The organism is Paenibacillus lentus (genome assembly GCF_042714055.1).
GTDB lineage: Bacteria > Bacillota > Bacilli > Paenibacillales > Paenibacillaceae > Fontibacillus > Fontibacillus lentus_A.
This window is the reverse complement of record NZ_JBHGVC010000003.1, coordinates 85323-102583: the sequence shown is the minus strand read 5'-3', so window position 1 is coordinate 102583 and position 17261 is coordinate 85323. Positions and strand designations below refer to the sequence as shown.

Here is a 17261-nt window from a genome sequence, read left to right as displayed (position 1 = left end):
GCAGTTCTCCTATTCGACTTTAGCAGATTGCTTGTACTCCTGCGGCAGCTTGCCATACATCTTCTTGAACATGTCGCTGAAATGTCTGGCATTGTTATATCCTACGCAATCGGAGATTTCGTAAATCATCATATCAGTCTCAAGCAGCAGGCGAACAGCATGCTTCATGCGCACCTCCGTCAAATACTGTTTGAAATTCTGCCCCGTATGCTTCTTAAAAAAGCTGCTGAAATAGTAGGGGTTCATATAGATCAACGCGGCCATGGAGTCCAGCGTAATGTTCTCCGCGTAATGCTCCTCGATGTACGCTTTGATCTCGCCCAGCTGTACGGCTTCCTTATTCGTCAGTTTATGGGCGATTTGCTCATAAATCTGCTGCACGATGGCTTCGACTTCCCTTTCCACGCCTTCGTATGTGCAATAGCCGGATAGCCGATCAAGCAGCGAGGAATGCTCCTGATGAATTCGATCTATCGAAACCCCGATAAGGGACATCTCCTGTTCCAGCACCAGAATCGTGTTATAAACATTCGAAACCGCCACGTTCTTGCTGCCGCCGGCCTGCTGCTTAATCAAGCTGAGCAATTGCTGCGTCATCTCGGGAATCTGCTCTCTCTGCTGAGAGGTCAAAGCCTTGACCAACGACGCTTGCAGCTCGTTTAGGGTATGGCTGGGGGATTCAGTTGTCTCAAAATCCGCCCCTTCGTTTGCAATAACCCGGTTTAAGCCGACGAAATACCTTCTTCTAAGCGCTTTCAAGGCAGTGCGGTACGAATGCTCTGCTTCTTCGGCGCCGGAAACCGCGTTCCCGACTCCGATAGATACTTTAAGCTTCAAATAGTTATTAATCTTCCCATGCAAATCCTCCGCAAGCTGAACCGGCTCCCCCGAGGTTTCGTGCTGAACCAAAATGCCAAATTGCCCTTCTTTGTGAAACATAAGTGCATTTCCAGCAGCTTCTATCGTTTCCTTAATAATATTGTTCAGTGCGAAATGAACCAGCTTGCGCTCCCGTTCCTCCCAATGCGAAGCCCCGCCCATTTCCGCATCCGTCTCCAGCAGGCATACCGTCGTATACCGACTTATGGCGATAGCCCCTAAGTGAATTAACTCGGCCGCCGCCTTCCGGTTACCGTCTGTCAGGTCATCCAACAGCTCTTCGATCGTTACCGTACGATTCTTCCGTTCATAATGATCAAGCATTTCCTTCGCGCGCTCGCCCTCTGTCTCCTCACGGATTAATGCTGCCGCTTTAGCAACGACCTCTTCCAAATGAGCCTTAATCACCGGCTTTACCAAATATTCGAGCGCCCCGTATTGAATCGCCTGTTTTGCATATGCAAATTCCTGATAAGCGCTAATAAATACGACTTTGACCTGCAGGTTCTTTTCGTGGACTTCCCGAATAATATCGATCCCGCTGCAGCCGGGCATACTAATATCGCTAATGATTAAATCTGGATCACATGTCTGAATGAGCTGCCTCAGCTCGTTTCCGTCATTAGCCTCCCCAACAATCGTCAGCCCAAGCTCTTCCCATGAAATCAGCTTCTTCAATCCCCGCAAAATAACCGGTTCATCATCGGCCAACAACACCCTAATCATCATTGCCATTTTCCTCCTTCTGCACGGGCTAAGAGGTTGCTAACACACACTTTAATTATACAACAACGAGTAATTCCGACGCGCCCTGACAAAGAAGATTTCGCATACTTTTTCGACGAACAAGTTTAAGATGTTTGATGTAATTGAACTTCGTTAAATCAACTTTAACATGATGGTTCACAGCCGGAATGCAGTTTTTTAAGACCAATGTGCAGTTTCTTTAGTTTGACCTGTATATCATTGCGGCTTTCCGCTTCTCGGCGTCCCTCCGGTCAGCTTGCGATAAGCCTTAAAGAAGCTCGAATAGCCGTTGAATCCGGACATGAAGCAAGCCTGGGTGGGCGTAAAGCCCTGCGTCATCAGTTGATCGGCCAAATGAATTCTTTTATAAGTGATATATTGATTGATCGTAAATCCGGTCGTTTCCTTGAAAATACGGCATAAATGATATTTCGTGACGAAAAATCTCTCCGACAGCACATCCAGCGTAAGCTGCTCCTCCAAATTCGCATTAATATATTCCAGCACAGCCCTGACCTTGTCATCCCCCAGCTTGCTGCTGCTGGGCAAATCCGCTTTAGCCAAATCATTGATTGCCGATAAAATCTGCACAATGATGCATTTCGCAACCATCTCATGCTCGGTGCTCCTCTGCTCCAATGCCTGCCGCAGTTTACCGAACAATTCAAGCAGTCCGCTTGCTCTAACGATCTCTGCGCTTAACTGATTGTCTTCTCCGAGCTTGCGGAATTTAATCGTACGGAAGAAATCGATGCCGCCAGCCATAAAGGGGGGCAGAAAATTGGCATCCATGCTTAAAACGATCCGCTCATACGGCAGATTTTCAGCGATATTAACGACATGAAGCTCATTTGAATTCATCATCAGGATCGAGTATGGCTCCAAGTCGTATTTGCTGCCCTCAATCGTAAAGCTGCCCGCACCGTTGATAAACATAAAAATTTCGTAGCCCTTCTCATAATGGAGCTTATAGTCCAGCGGATTGGGCTGCTCATCTCTGGCATGGTGATAAAAAAATGAGCTGTCCGCAGCCGCATAATGAAATTTTTGTTGCTGACCTGCTGCCATCGAAATCACCTCACCCTAAACATATAGCAAGATTAGCATAGTTTCAAACAATTTCCGGGAAGAACTTTGAAAATATTAATGGTAAATTCAAGAGGAAATATCCATAGAAGAGGTGATCCACGGATGGCCAAGTTTTATATTTCAGGCTTTGCCGATGAAATCGATGCCGATTTTCAGACACAATTACGAGGATTAAATTCGCTCGGTATCGAGTTTATCGAAATCAGGGGAGTGAACGGAAAGAACATTTCCATTCTGTCGGCAGAGGAAGTTGTAGAGGTGAAAAACACGCTCCATCATTACGGCGTTAAAGCATCCTCCATCGGCTCTCCCATCGGCAAAATAAATATTTTGGATGACTTTGGGCCTCATCTGGATATGGCCAAAAGGATTTTTGAAACCGCCCATATTTTGAATAGTCCATTTGTGCGTATTTTCAGCTTCTATATGCCGGAGGGCAGCGATCCTGCCCTATACCGGAACGAAGTCATCGAGCGGGTCGGCGCTATTCTGGAGGCCGCAGAGGGCAGCGGATTAACGATCCTCCATGAGAATGAAAAGGACATCTTCGGTGACAGTCCCGAGCGCTGCCTTGATCTGATGGAGGCCTGCCGGTCGCCGCATTTCGCCAGCGCCTTCGATCCAGCCAACTTTGTGCAATGCGGCTGTGAGGTATACCCGGCAGCCTTCGAACTGCTGGAGCCTTATATCCGGTATGTACACATTAAGGATGCTCGGGGGGACGGAAGCAATGTTCCGGCAGGAATGGGCGACGGACGGATCAAGGATGTGCTGAGAAGCCTAAAGGCTCGCGGGTATGAAGGCTTCCTGTCGCTGGAGCCGCATTTGGGCAGCTTTCAAGGCTTGGCTGGGCTTGAGCAAGCTCCGACGACCGATACGCTTGGCGTAAGCGGGTTACACACCTTCAAAATAGCTCATTCATCGTTGCTGGCGATTCTAAACCACATTTAGAGGAGGATATTCCATGGAAAATGTACGCCTCGGCATCATCGGCATCGGCAATATGGGCATGTCCCACAGTTTGCAGATTCATAAGGAGCACAAGGTACCGGGCATGACGCTTGGCGCAGTATGCGACATTAGCCCAGAGCGCAGGGCATGGGCACAGGATAATCTACCGGGAGTGGCCATATTCGAGCATGCGATAGAAATGTACGAAATCGGTCTGATCGATGCCGTCTTAATCGCCGTTCCCCATTATGATCATCCTTCCCTTGCGATTGAGGCCTTCACCTGCGGGCTGCATGTGCTCATCGAGAAGCCAGCCGGCGTATACACAAAGCAGGTGCTGGAGATGAACGCGGCCGCGAAACAGTCCGACAAGGTTTTTGGCATCATGTACAATCAGCGGACGAATCCTGTGTACCAGAAAGTGAGAGAACTCGTGAATAGCGGCGAATTGGGCGAGCTTAAGCGAGTCGTTTGGATCATTACGGACTGGTACCGTCCGCAGGCTTATCATGATTCCGGCTCCTGGCGCTCCACTTGGGAAGGCGAGGGCGGCGGCACGCTGATCAACCAAAACCCGCATAACCTGGATTTGCTCCAATGGATGCTCGGCATGCCCCGGAGAATCCGCTCCTTCTGCAGCTTTGGCAAATATTACGATATCGAGGTGGAGGATGACGTGACCGCTTATTTGGAATATCCAAACGGAGCAACGGGCGTCTATATTACGTCAACGGGCGAGGCGCCAGGCACGAATCGACTGGAGATTTCCGGGGATATGGGCAAAATCGTCGTCGAGAACAATCGCATCACGTTTGACCGGAACCGCATTTCGGAACGGGAGCACAATCGGATGAACGTAGACCCGTTCCGAAAGCCGGAATGCTGGCGCTGCGAAATTCCCGTCTCGGGGGACGGTGGTGAACAGCACATCGGCATTTTTAAAAACTTCGCAAAGGCGATTTTGCAGGGCGAAAAGCTGCTCGCACCGGGGGAGGATGGCATTCACGGTCTGCTCATTTCAAATGCGATCCATTATTCAACCTGGACGGGTGACTGGGCAGAGCTTGACCGCTTTGATCACGAGCATTTCTATGAGCTGCTGCAGGAGAAAATTAAAAGCTCCACGGTGAAGAAGAACGTCGTCCAAAAGGTCGTCGACGTGTCGGGAACACACTAGTCTTGACGCCAGTGCATAAAGGGAGGATTTGTAAATGACGAAAATTCTAGGCGCGCAATTATATACAGTTCGGAATTTTGCCGGAACGCCAAATGAGCTTGATGAGACACTGCGAAAAATTAAAGAAATGGGATATACGACGATTCAGTTATCTGCGATTTGGCATATCCCTGTCGATGAGTTGGCGGCGATCGCCCGCGGCCATGGTTTGAAAGTTGTGGTCACCCATATCCCTTATGACCGATTTATCAACGATCTGGACGGCGTCATTCGCGATCATCATACGCTGGGCTGCGGGCTGGCGGGGCTGGGCGGATTGCCTGCCGAGTATCATAGCGCCGAGGGCTACATCGCCTTCGCCAAGAAATTCTCGGCGATCGCCGATGAATTGGCGCAAAACGGACTAAAGTTCAGCTATCATAACCATCATTGGGAATTTCAAAGCTACAACGGAAAGCTCGGCATGGATGTGCTCATTGAACAGACAAGTCCGGAGAACTTCCTATTTACACTGGACACCTACTGGGTACAGGTAGGCGGCGGCGACCCCAGCGCCTGGATTCGCAGGCTGGAGAACAGAGTCGAGGCCATCCACCTGAAGGATTTGACGATCATCGATTCGCAGCAGATCATGACCGAAATTATGGAGGGCAATCTCCATTGGCCGGAAATTCTGCAAGCTTGCGAGGAGGCAGGAGTCAAATGGTATTTAATCGAACGGGATGACGGGCCGACAGACGCGTTCGATAGCTTGAAAATCAGCTATAACAATTTGCAAAAGTTCGGGTTCTCCTAAGATGAACCGGGTGAATGCCGTTATTGTCGGCTGCGGAGCGATCGGCCCGATTCATGCCGCAGCCATCAGGCAATCGGAGGCCTCCGAGCTGTTTGGCGCATGCGATATTGTGAAGGAGCGCGCCGAGACGCTTGCTGGCAAGGAGGATTGCCGGGTATACACCGATTTTAAGCAGGTCTTGTCCGATCCGGCGGTTCACAGCCTGCATATCTGCACCCCGCATCATTTGCATGCAGAAATGGCCATTCAGGCCGCCGAGGCCGGAAAGCATATCGTACTGGAAAAGCCCGTGGCCATGAACGTGGCTGAAGCACGCAAGGTAGCGGATGCAGTGAAGGCTTCCGGCGTGGCCTGCTGCGCGATTTTACAAAATCGATTGAACCCGTCCATCGAGAAAGCGAAGGAGCTGATTGCGGAGGGAACGCTTGGACGAATGCTCGGCATTAAAGGGTTCCTGACCTGGAGGAGAACGGCGGACTATTACCGATCCGACTCCTGGCGCGGCAAATGGGCAACCGAAGGCGGCGGCCTCTTGATCAATCAAGCCGTGCATATGCTGGATTTACTGTACTATCTCGGAGGCGAGATTGAGGCGGTTCAAGGAACTATCGACACGCGGGTACTGCGGGACATCATTGAGGTCGAGGATACCGCCGAGGCTACTTTATTTTACAAGGACGGCAAGGCCGGAATGTTCTACGCTACGAACGGGCATTCCGAGAACAGTCCCTTTTTTATTGAAATGCATATGGAGAAAGGCTTGCTGCGCTACATGGATAATCAGCTTATGCTGGTCAGCGGCGGGGATGTTCAATTGCTCGAAAGCGATGTATTCAGTGCGGATCAACAGCCAGCCGTCGGCAAATCCTATTGGGGGCAAGGCCATGCCAGGCTGATCGACCAATTCTATCGGAAGCTTGCCTACGGTGATGGCAGCTACGTCCCGCTGCAGGAAACCGCCTATTCCATGGGCTTGCTTGATGCGATTTATGCTTCTTCAAGGAGTCGTTGCAAGCAAACAGTAGAGCTGTTTTAACCTAGAAAAGCTCTCCTCGTCTATAGAGATGATATAGACTCAGGGCAGCTTTTAATTTAGCATCCTATTTTTTGTGGGTCATCTGATAATGCAAACAAAGCCAGCTTGGCGTAGAAATCCTCTAATGTAAATCGGGCATCGATGCTGCGATATACACGGATCATTCGCCCCTCTTGACCGGGGACATATCTCATCTGTGAATCGATCCTGGGTGCAGCAACGTTATCGTACTCGAACATATGCTCATCCAGCAGAAGCGCAACCGCGGGAGAATCGCCCAGCACCCACATTTCGCCTTTTGGCCAATGCGGCTGATGCCCGTGATTCATGTTGTGCTGAATTAACTGCTCGTACAAATATTTTCCGATCTCCCCCTGCGGCCTCACTCTTACTGCAAGCTCGGCCAGGCCGACACGCACCATGTCGTATACGTTTTTGGGCACCTGCCAGAGCGGAATGGGGGATTGGAACACAACGTTAGCGGCATCGATATCGTTGCTAAGGTTGAACTCCCCGCTTCCTTCGGGATAGGCGCCGCCTCCAATCCAAATCGCGGTAAGACGGCCAGCGATAGCAGGCTCCATTAAATATGCCGAAGCCAAATCCGTCAAAGGGCCGAGGAAAATGACATATAACGGCGGCTCATCCTCTTTCATCGCCTCGCGAATAATGATCTCCGCCCCCTCGGAAGGTACAGGCGTACTTATGTCTGGAATTTTTACCGGGGCTCCTTTATATACCTCGAACTGGTCTTGCAATCCCATGAGACTCAGTACATGATGAATTTCCGCATAAGATTCCTCCATCGCCGTCTTTCTGCGGGTTCCGAAGTGGGCGCCAATGATTCCTTTGATTTTAAACCTCGGTGTCAGCACCGCATGCACGATGGCATACTGGTCATCAGCTTCACATTTGGCATCAGTATTTATAATAAGTCTAATCTTTTTCTGTTCCGGCACATCATAAGGCATACTCATGTATATCTCATCTCCCTAACCTGGATTTTGATTTCATGCTAGCCTTGTTCGTGACAATCTCTTGCCTTCAGCGGACTACTCCTTGCCCGTATAGCGCAAGTAATCGAAGTCCGCATGCCGCTTCGTTCCTGACAAATCCTGGGCGCACAATCCGATAAAGGTGCCCGTGAACCCAAGCTTGCCCTCATATTCATCGGCCAATTGCCCCAAATCCTGCGGGCTGCCGACATGGAACCAATTTATGCCGTCCGGGGAACAGCTGAACTGAATCGCATCATATTCGATGTTCGCTCTCAAATATACCCGATTCCAGCCCTCCGCCGATACGACAGCTCCTTCCGGCTCATCATAATTGCCTTGATCCGACAAGGTCAGCGCCACATGCTTGCCAATCACCTCATCATGACTGACCCGCAAATAAAAATGGTCGCGGTCATCGTAGTATAAGGTTAATCCAGCCATCTGATTGAAATGCTCCGGCTCGAACTCGACGCAGGTCTCCACCTCGCATACGAAATGCTCCAGCCTTCTTGCCACCATACTCTGCCTGAACCAGGAATACAGCGATTCGCGGCCGCGCATCCGCAAATACCCCGGACGCTCTGTGAGACTAAGCCATTCTTCGTCCGCTGGAACTCTGAGCGTATGATACTGGATGCCGAGCTCTGCTTCCTCGAAATGATCCGTCTCGGGAAGCGGAGGGAAGGGATGAAGCGGAAGATCGGGGAGCTCTACCTCAAGCTGCGGCAAACGTCTGCCTCCGGCGATCCGCAGCCAGCCGTCCTCCGTCCATTCCAGCTTCTGCATGCCCGTCTCCCGGCCAAGCGGGCACAGCCTGCGTCCCGGCAGGGTGCGTGCGCAAATGAAGGACATATACCATTCTCCGTTTTGCGTCTCGACAATCGCGGCGTGCCCGGCCTTTTGCAGCGGATAATCCGGATCGTTCACCGTTGTGATGAGCGGGTATTCCGGGTCATACTCGTAAGGCCCTTCGATACGGCGGGAACGACCCAGGGTCGCTGCATGGTTCCAGCCTGTCCCTCCTTCGGCAAGCAGAAGATAATACCAGCCGTCCCGTTTGAACATATTCGGCCCCTCGCTGACGCCGATATCCGTACCTGTCGCTATGGTGTGAACCGGGCCGACAAGGCGCTCTTCTTCAGGCGAATACTCCTGCATGACTACGCCGGCAAACCGTTCCTTTCCTTTGCGAAAATCCCATTTCATATTGAGCAGCCATTTTCGCCCGTCATCATCGTGGAATAAATACGGGTCGAATCCGCTGCTATTCAAGTAAATCGGTTCGGACCAGGGGCCCATAATGTCTGTTGCCGTCAACAAATAATTATGAAGATCCTTAAATACGCCCTTACGGCTTTTTACGTCCGTAATCATCAAATAATACGTTCCCTGATCATAAGTGAGCGCCGGCGCCCATATCCCTCCAGAGCTTGGTGCTCCAAGCAGATCCAGCTGAGACACGCGGCTTAGCGGACGCGTCAAAGGCCGCCAATGTACCAGATCTTTGGAGTGGTGAATTTGCACGCCCGGAAACCATTCGAAGGTGGAGGTGGCAATATAGTAATCGTCCCCTACGCGAATCATCGATGCGTCTGGATTAAATCCCCTGATCACAGGATTGATAATGCTTGTCATTTGCTTGCTCCTTTCAGTGAAACCGCATTGAAACATGAAGTCACTCTTCATGTCACTTGGTTTCACTGTATCATGGAGCATTGGGCGGAGGTATGCTGCTTTTTAAGAGCATTGTATGCTTTTTTTAGAATCGGCTTCAGGAGCTGCGGTAATAGGCGAATGGCCAGCTGCGGCACTGTCTTGCAGCACGGCTCCGACCGCCCTCTTCCAGCCCTCGTAATTTTGCGCCCGCTGCTTCTGATTCATTAAAGGCATGTATAACTCGTATTTTCGCGTTTGCTTTACAATTTCACTGTGCGAATCCCAGATTCCAATGCCAAGCCCCCCCATATATGCCGAGCCCAGAGCCGACAATTCGGCCACGTCCGACTTGGATACCCCGCAGCCGAGCATATCCGCCTGAAATTGCATAAGTATGGCGTTATCGGAAGCTCCCCCATCGGCACGGAGCACCTTAAGAGGGATTCCCGCCCCCTCTTCGATAAGCTCAATGGCGTCCCGAACCTGGTAAGCAATGCTCTCCAGCGCGGCGCGAATAATATGGGGTCTTCCCGTTCCCCGGCTCATCCCGGATATCATCGCCCTGGCCTGCGGCTCCCAGTATGGCGCACCCAGCCCGACAAAGGCCGGAACAAGGTAAACGCCTTCATTATGATGCGACTGAAGCAGCAACTCCTCCAGCTCGGCAAAAGTATGGAACAAGCCCAAGTTATCACGAACCCACTTGATCGTATCCCCCGATGTACGAATAACGGCTTCCAAGGCGTAGGTTACTTTCCCGCCGATGCTCCAGCCGATCGCGAGCACCAGGCCATTCTCTGCGGCGACCGGCTTCTCGCCGATATTCATCAGCACGGACGTTCCCGTGCCATAGGTCGCTTTGGCCATGCCAGTCTCGAAGCAGTGCTGTCCGAACAATGCGGCCTGCGAATCGCCGATAATCCCGGCAATCGGCACCGGGTGGAAAAACAGCTCTGAATCCTTCGCATTCGTTACCCCGAATACCTCATTGGATGACTTCACTTCAGGCAGAAGCCCGATCGGCACTCCGAACAGCTCGCACAGCTCGGTGTCCCAACGCAGCTCGTGGATGTTGAACAGCGACGTTCGGCTCGCATTCGTGTAATCCGTGGCATGAACCGCTCCACCGCTCAGCTTCCAGAGCAGCCAGCTGTCCATCGTGCCTGCCAGCAAACGTCCCTCTTCCAGCAGGCGGTCGATATAAGGCACCTGCTCCAGCATCCAGCGCCATTTTGCCGCCGAGAAATAAGGATCAAGCATCAGCCCTGTCTTCGCTCTTACGATCTCTTCATAACCCGCCGCTTTTAACGCCTCGCAGCGTTCTGCCGTGCGCTGGCATTGCCAGACAATGGCATTGCATACCGGAAGCCCCGTAGCCCGATCCCACATCACCGCCGTTTCGCGTTGATTCGTCAGGGTGAGGGCTGCAAGCCGGCTCGGTTCGATGCCAGCTTGCTGAAGCACGGCCTCGGAAGCGCGCAGCACATTTTCGTAAATTTCCATAGGATCATGCTCCACCCACCCCGGGGAGGGGTAATACTGCTTATGCTCCACCGAGCTTTTGGCAATGATTGCCCCCGCCGAGTCAATGATGAGCGCCTTCGTTCCCGATGTACTCTGATCTATAGTAAGCAAATATCCTTGTTTGTTCGTCATCGCCCCTGGCTCCTATTTTCCCAGCATATCCAGCGCCAAGTTCTTGATGTTCTCTGCACTGATCCCGTAATGTTCGAATACTTCCTTCGTTTTCCCGGCAATCGCCGGTTCATCCGGAATGCCCAGCAGGCGAAGCGGCACCGGATAATGCTGTACGACGACCTCCGCTACCGCAGCTCCAAGGCCGCCGTGTACGCTATGCTCTTCCACCGTAATAATACGGCCCGTCTCCCTCGCTGCCTTAATGATCGCCTCTTCATCCAGCGGCTTGATCGTATGCATATTGATCACCCGGCAGGAAACTCCGGCTTCCTTCAGCTTCGCTTCGGCATCCAGCGCAACCCGTACCGTCTCTCCCGCCGCGATCAGCGTAATATCCGAGCCGCCGCGCATCGTAATGGCTTTGCCGATGACGAAATCATAATCTGCGGATTCGTAAACATCCTCTACCGGATTTCGCCCAATGCGAACGTAGACGCCGCCCTCATAATTCACGAGCGCCTCGGTCATCCGCTTCGTCTCATGACGATCCGCTGGAAGAATGACTGCAAGGCCAGGTATCGCCCGCGTTACCGCCAAATCCTGCACGGAATGGTGGGACATCCCGAGCGCCCCGTAGCTAATCCCGCCGCTAATTCCGATCAGCTTCACATTCGTTGCCGAATAGGCCACATCTACTTTAATCTGCTCGATGCTTCGCATGGACAAGAAACACGCCGGCGAAGTAACAAACGGCTTTTTCCCGCTGTGAGCCAGCCCCGCCGATATGCCGACGATGTTCTGCTCTGCAATGCCGACCTCCACGAATTGCTCTGGATAGGCCTGCGCGAACGGCCCCATTGCCGCCGAGCCCCTGGAATCGCTGGCCAGCACCATAATATCGCGATCCGTCTGTGCCAGCTCCAGCAGCGTATCGCAAATGACTTGACGATTAGCAATTTTGTTCCCCATTGTTATCGAACCTGCCCTTCCTGTTGATAGCCGGCTAAAACCGCGGACAACTCGGCCAACGCCTTCGCAAGCTCCTCGTCGCTTGGTACGTGGTGATGCCAATGCGGCACATTTTCGGCAAAGGAAATGCCTTTCGCCTTCACGGTATTGGCAATAATGAGCGTCGGCTTTCCTGGAACGGTCGAGGCAGCCTCCAATGTACCCACCAGCTGCTCCATATCATTGCCGTCGATCGAAATCACGTTCCAGCCAAATGCCGCCCATTTCTCGTCCAGCGGATCAAGGCCCATAACCTCTTCCGTTGAGCCGCTGATTTGCAGCCCATTCCGGTCAATGATGCCGACCAAATTGTCGAGCTTGTAATGCGCTCCCGCCATTGCCGCTTCCCATACGGAGCCTTCGGCCTGCTCTCCGTCGCCCATCAGGCAGAATACCCGGTAGCCGCGTCCGTCCCGCTTGGAGGCCAGCGCCATGCCCACCGAGATCGCGAGGCCATGCCCCAGGGCTCCCGTATTCATTTCAATCCCGGGCACTTTATTATTCGGATGACCGATGAGCCGCGTACCAAACTGTGAGAATGTCTCTAATTCATCTTTTGGGAAAAATCCTCTATCCGCCAAAATACACCACAAGGATTCCACCGCATGACCTTTACTGGCGATAAAACGATCACGATCCTCCCATTTCGGATGAGCCGGATCAAGGTTCATAACTCGATAATAAAGTGCCGTCAAAATATCGGTATTGCTGAGCGATCCGCCGGTATGTCCCGCTTTGGCTCCATGAATCATCCGGAGCAGATCCATGCGTATTTGCGCCGCCTTCGCCTTCAATTCAATAATTTCCATCTTCACCGCCGCCTCCTTGTTTCATGATGTTTTATAAATTCGAACCGCGCAGCCAGGCTTGGATTTGCTGTTCTGTCGGATCGACGGGATCCGCCGTCAAGCCGGGAATATAGTTGCAGGCCTCATACAAAGCCGGGATGACGTTGGCATGTATGCCTACGGAATGATGCACATAAGGGCCTTTGACCAGCTTTTCTTCCCATAACGGCCAATCGTTCACTTCCACCCAAACGTAAGAACCGCGCGTATATGGCCCTTGAATGCCGCGAGCCTTGCCGAGGAACAGCTGATATTCCCCGTGATCCCCATCGAATCTGGCCAGCGTCATGCCGCCGCCTTTGATTTCGCCTTCATGCGTCCCCGGGGAATGATCGTCAAACAGGAAATGCCGGGATAGCTTCGGCCGCTCCTCCACAGACAGCGATACCGGAAAATTCCCGCAATGGAACAATAGCTCCCCGTTTTCATTCTCTGGATGCCGAACCGTCAGGTCGGCAAAAAAGGTCGGCAGTTGGTTCATCGTTGCAGCCTGCACCATCACCGAGGTGATCGCCCCGTGGATATCGGTCTCGCACGTCACCGGAATTTGCTCGTCGGTCAGAATGGCATTGGCAAGGCAAGGCATGATTCCCATCGCCTCCTGAAGGGCCGACCAGCATTGGATGGCAATGGCCGAGCACCCGTTCTGCACCGCGTACTGCTTCATCGCTACCTTCAAAGCGGCAATGCGCCGAACGTCTTCCTCGGTGACCTCCGACCAATCCAGCTTCGCTTTAATATAGTCGATCGCTTCCGCCAGCTCCGAGCTGCTGCCTTTCTCGATCTGCTTCGAAGCTCTTTGAATGTCGATCAAAGTGATCGGATGAAGCTCGATGCCGAAACGTTCCAGCAATTCGCCTTCATTGCACATCATCGTCCAGAACGATGTTGGTCTGGGGCCAATCTGCAAAATCCGCAGACTGCGGAACTGCTTCACCACATTCGCCGCGGCTACGAAATTCGTAAATCCCCGCTCGAATACCGGAGAATCGACCCGGCTGTTCGTCACATACGTAAACGGCACATTAAAACGGCGAAGAACCTTTCCGGTCGCAAACAGCCCGCACTGCGTATCGCGCAGGCGCATGCCGTCCTCCAGCGGCGCTTCGTCGCGCGGCCCCCACAGCAGCACCGGCTTGCCCAACGCTTTGCCTACCCTCGCTATCGTATCCTCCGTCCCGAAATTACAATGCGGAAAAAAGACGGCATCGACATTTTCGCGTTTGAACCGCTCCACAATTTTGTCTGCAGAGATGTGGTCGTCGTACAGCAGCCCTTCCTCATTGATTCCTTCAAGATCTACGAGCTCGAAGTCCATTCCGAAGCTCTGGATTTTCTCTTTGATCATCACCTTGTACTTAAAAGCATCCTCCGCGCTGAACACAAAGCGGCGTGTCGGGGCATACCCCAGTTTCAATTTCTTCATGCGGCTCACTCCTCAAGGATTGTGTACTTAACAAACTAAACTAATGTTAAAATGAGAACTAAACAAATTCGAAAATAAGTTTAGTTCATTTTATGGATATGAGTTAAAATTACCACTATACGAACGATAGGTCAATGATGTTTACTGAATTTAAGTCTTTTTTAAGTTATTTAAACTAAATTGTTTAGTTCGATCTCGACTTATCCTTGATTAATTTTTTAGAGATGTGTACACTAAACCTACTAAACAAATGAATGGAAATGGAGAGATTCTGAACTGTGAGAATGGAGGACATCGCAAAAATCGCCGGGGTTTCCAAAGCGGCCGTATCATTTGCGCTTAGTGGGAAGCAGGGCATCAGCGCGGAAACGCGCGAGCGGATATTGCAAATCGCCAAGGAACACGGGTATTCCCCTAAATCTAAGTCAGCCTTGCCTGAGCAGACGCTCAAAACGTTAATTTTTTTGGCCTTCGCCAATTCCGGCATCGTGCTTGAGGAATATTACCAGCAGCCTTTTTTTCGCGAGCTGATTCAATACATCGAGGAAAGATGCCGGAGCTACGGTTATTCGCTCATGTTCTCTTCGGTTGAACCGGAGCATTACATCGAGGACATTAAGTCGATCGTGGAGGAAAAACGAAGCGACGGGGTTATTCTGCTTGGAACGAACCTGAATCAAGGCCAAATAGCAGCCATAGCGGATGAACTGACCACACCGCTTGTCGTGCTCGACACCTGTTACGAGACCCTTCCGGTTCATTTTATTGAGATCAACAATGTAATGGGTGCCTATCAGGCCGGGTCTCATCTGGCGGATTTAGGACATCGCAATATCGGCTACATTGCCTCCAACGTGAGAATCCATAATTTCGAAGACCGCAAACGAGGCTTTCTAGCCGCGCTGCATGATCACCAGTTAGAGGTGGCCGAGGACGGCTTCTTTGCCGTAGCCCCTACGATCTTATCCTCCCAGGATGAATTAAAAAGTCAGCTGTCTGCCTACCTGGCCTCCGGCAAGCCAATGCCGACCGCCTTTTTCTGCGAATGCGACTATATTGCCATCAGCGCCATCAAGACATTGGGTGAGCTCAACTACCGGATTCCGGAGGATGTGTCGGTCGTTGGCTTCGATAATATTTCAGAAGCTCGCATCGTCTCGCCCGAACTGTCAACCGTCCATGTAGAGAAGGAACGGATGGCTCACCTCGCCGTCGACCTGATGATTCAATCGATCGAATCCCCCCAGCCGGCGAAGACGAAGATCAAGGTGGATACCCAATTTATTGCACGCGGTTCATCCAGCCGCATCGAATAGCAGGGTGTCCCGCAACGGCAGCCTCTGGATTTCCACATAAAACTCGAGGTGACTAACAACGAACGAAAGGACGGCCATTGGCCGTCCTTTTAGACTTAACAATCCAGTTATCCGTTCAAACACTAACGCAGACAGAAAGTATCTCGGACATAGCTTCGGCATTTTTATCTTGGAGATTTCGATGAGTCCGCATGCCGCAATAGCTGCCGCTGTATCGTCCATCAACCTTGGCTCCTCCGGCTACTCCCACGTTACTCCAATTACTCGTACCAATATTCCGGGATGATATCTCTCTCCAACTCCAGCAGCTCTTTAATCATCATATCTGCATCATGTATGGAATTTGCCAGCGGATCGGTCAGCATCGCTCTTCTCAATTTCGTGAAGCTTCGTTCCACAACAGCCTCCGCAGTTAGTTCGTGCGTATCCAGCACGACCTCCTGCATGCCCCGAATTCCCCGCGGCATCTCACCCACGTGAAGGGGGGTGATCCCGTCCATATTCACTTCGCATAGCAATTCTAGGAAAGCGTCGTCATTCATGTTCGTCACCGCCCCGTTATTGAGCGTATTAATAAAGAATCGCTTGCCCAAGTTGCCCACCATATTTTCGATAATATCCGTGGCGTGGTCGGGCCCGAATGATTTCATGTAGTCCGCAGTAGGACGTTTGCCGGAAAGGAAGTCATCCACTTGCTCCCACATCTCCTCATGCCGTTGATACCGATCTTCCGTTTCCCAAATCGATAAAGGAGGAATGACGTCCTTTGACTTGCCGAGTCCCTGCCAATAGCGAACGTATTCTTTCGTGTGGGCCGTACATGTCGGAATATATCCGAAAATGTTATAGAGCTCATACGTGATGGCATCGTTATAAAGCGCCTTTGCGCCTGTATCCCCGCCATCGTTTTCCGTTCCCGCCGATATTCTCATCGACTCAGCTACCTGGGGCATGACATCCTTCCCATCATACTCGGCCTTAAGCAGCCAGGTGAAATGATTGACGCCAGCTATGCGGAAATCAAATTTCCGATCGATTTCCTCATTGAACTCACTAATATCCTCAATGATGCCTGCCCGAATGGCATAATAAGCTTTCTTATGCGGCATATGGTGGCTATCGCAGAGGGCGAAGGTTTTCAGCTGCGGCGCATATCGGCTTAAAGCGATGCCATGGACGGCAGATGGATTGATGTAATTGATGACCCACGCATCGGGGCAAAGCTCCTCGATGTCTTTAGCGCATTCCATAATGACCGGCAGCTCTCTCATGGCCCTGAAGATCCCGCCTGGGCCGATCGTATCCCCGGAGCACATGCGAATTCCGTATTTTAAAGCTACCTGGCAATCGATGCCGCGATATTTTACAGTATCTTCAGCAAAGCTGAGGACGACGAAATCAGCACCCTTCAGTACCTCTCTCCGATTCGTCGAGCCCTCTACTTTAAGGGGCACATTGTTCTCCTTGGCAACCATTTCAGCAAGCCTGACCATCTTGGACAGCTTTTCTTCGTCCGTATCTACCAAAGCAAGTGTTCCTTGATTCAAATATTTAGAATCAACCATTTGCCAAATCGATTGGCGCCCAAAAAATAGACTTCCCGCCCCGATAACGACGATCTTCGGTTGCGGCATTTTCGAATCTGTCATGATCAAGCCCTCCTAATGGGTGATGACCCCATTATAGGGGAATGATT

The 17261-nt window shown here is 51.6% G+C and carries 15 protein-coding genes; 5 read left to right on the top strand and 10 right to left on the bottom strand.

The window, feature by feature from the left end; all coding sequences use genetic code 11:
* Positions 1-9 precede the first annotated feature (9 nt).
* On the bottom strand, positions 10-1608 hold the full coding sequence (locus ACE3MQ_RS07220; RefSeq protein WP_379391942.1) for a response regulator: 1599 nt from the start codon (positions 1606-1608) through the stop codon (positions 10-12).
* Between the two features lie 234 nt (positions 1609-1842).
* A complete protein-coding gene (locus ACE3MQ_RS07215) occupies positions 1843-2694 on the bottom strand; it encodes a helix-turn-helix domain-containing protein (RefSeq protein ID WP_379391941.1) in 852 nt (283 codons plus the stop codon).
* 123 nt (positions 2695-2817) lie between these two features.
* Here ACE3MQ_RS07215 and ACE3MQ_RS07210 point away from each other — a divergent pair, with 123 nt between their 5' ends.
* The 4 genes from ACE3MQ_RS07210 to ACE3MQ_RS07195 are packed head-to-tail and all read left to right on the top strand — an operon-like array spanning position 2818 to position 6675.
* Positions 2818-3666 carry a sugar phosphate isomerase/epimerase family protein gene (locus tag ACE3MQ_RS07210; protein ID WP_379391940.1) on the top strand — a complete coding sequence of 283 codons (849 nt, stop codon included), beginning with the start codon at positions 2818-2820 and terminating at the stop codon, positions 3664-3666.
* A 13-nt stretch (positions 3667-3679) separates the two neighbouring features.
* A complete protein-coding gene (locus ACE3MQ_RS07205; protein ID WP_379391939.1) occupies positions 3680-4843 on the top strand; it encodes a Gfo/Idh/MocA family protein in 1164 nt (387 codons plus the stop codon).
* A gap of 34 nt (positions 4844-4877) precedes the next feature.
* Entirely contained in the window at positions 4878-5639 is a 762-nt protein-coding gene (locus ACE3MQ_RS07200) for a sugar phosphate isomerase/epimerase family protein (RefSeq protein WP_379391938.1), read from the top strand.
* A 10-nt stretch (positions 5640-5649) separates the two neighbouring features.
* Entirely contained in the window at positions 5650-6675 is a 1026-nt protein-coding gene (locus ACE3MQ_RS07195; protein WP_379391937.1) for a Gfo/Idh/MocA family protein, read from the top strand.
* A 56-nt stretch (positions 6676-6731) separates the two neighbouring features.
* Here the strand turns inward: ACE3MQ_RS07195 and ACE3MQ_RS07190 are convergent, their stop codons facing one another.
* The 6 genes from ACE3MQ_RS07190 to ACE3MQ_RS07165 form a co-directional block, all read right to left on the bottom strand.
* Positions 6732-7652, bottom strand: a complete 921-nt coding sequence (locus ACE3MQ_RS07190) for a nucleoside hydrolase (protein WP_379391936.1) — start codon at positions 7650-7652, stop codon at positions 6732-6734.
* A gap of 75 nt (positions 7653-7727) precedes the next feature.
* Positions 7728-9308 (bottom strand): glycoside hydrolase family 43 protein, encoded by a 1581-nt coding sequence (locus ACE3MQ_RS07185; RefSeq protein ID WP_379391935.1) that lies wholly within the window; start codon positions 9306-9308, stop codon positions 7728-7730.
* Positions 9309-9410: 102 nt separating this feature from the next.
* A complete protein-coding gene (gene glpK, locus ACE3MQ_RS07180; protein ID WP_379391934.1) occupies positions 9411-10985 on the bottom strand; it encodes a glycerol kinase GlpK in 1575 nt (524 codons plus the stop codon).
* A gap of 12 nt (positions 10986-10997) precedes the next feature.
* On the bottom strand, positions 10998-11936 hold the full coding sequence (locus ACE3MQ_RS07175) for a transketolase family protein (protein WP_379391933.1): 939 nt from the start codon (positions 11934-11936) through the stop codon (positions 10998-11000).
* A gap of 2 nt (positions 11937-11938) precedes the next feature.
* A complete protein-coding gene (locus tag ACE3MQ_RS07170) occupies positions 11939-12784 on the bottom strand; it encodes a transketolase (RefSeq protein WP_379392458.1) in 846 nt (281 codons plus the stop codon).
* A gap of 31 nt (positions 12785-12815) precedes the next feature.
* Entirely contained in the window at positions 12816-14249 is a 1434-nt protein-coding gene (locus ACE3MQ_RS07165) for an L-fucose/L-arabinose isomerase family protein (protein ID WP_379391932.1), read from the bottom strand.
* A 278-nt stretch (positions 14250-14527) separates the two neighbouring features.
* On the opposite strand from ACE3MQ_RS07165, the gene ACE3MQ_RS07160 reads away from it, so the two are divergent.
* Entirely contained in the window at positions 14528-15565 is a 1038-nt protein-coding gene (locus ACE3MQ_RS07160) for a LacI family DNA-binding transcriptional regulator (RefSeq protein ID WP_379391931.1), read from the top strand.
* On the opposite strand, the gene ACE3MQ_RS07155 is transcribed toward ACE3MQ_RS07160, so the two are convergent.
* Complete coding sequence (locus ACE3MQ_RS07155; RefSeq protein WP_379391930.1) at positions 15545-15787, bottom strand: hypothetical protein; 243 nt, start codon at positions 15785-15787, stop codon at positions 15545-15547. The two genes, ACE3MQ_RS07160 and ACE3MQ_RS07155, sit on opposite strands and share 21 nt — an antisense overlap.
* Before the next feature lie 38 nt (positions 15788-15825).
* A complete protein-coding gene (locus tag ACE3MQ_RS07150) occupies positions 15826-17214 on the bottom strand; it encodes a family 4 glycosyl hydrolase (RefSeq protein WP_379391929.1) in 1389 nt (462 codons plus the stop codon).
* Between the last annotated feature and the right edge of the window lie 47 nt (positions 17215-17261).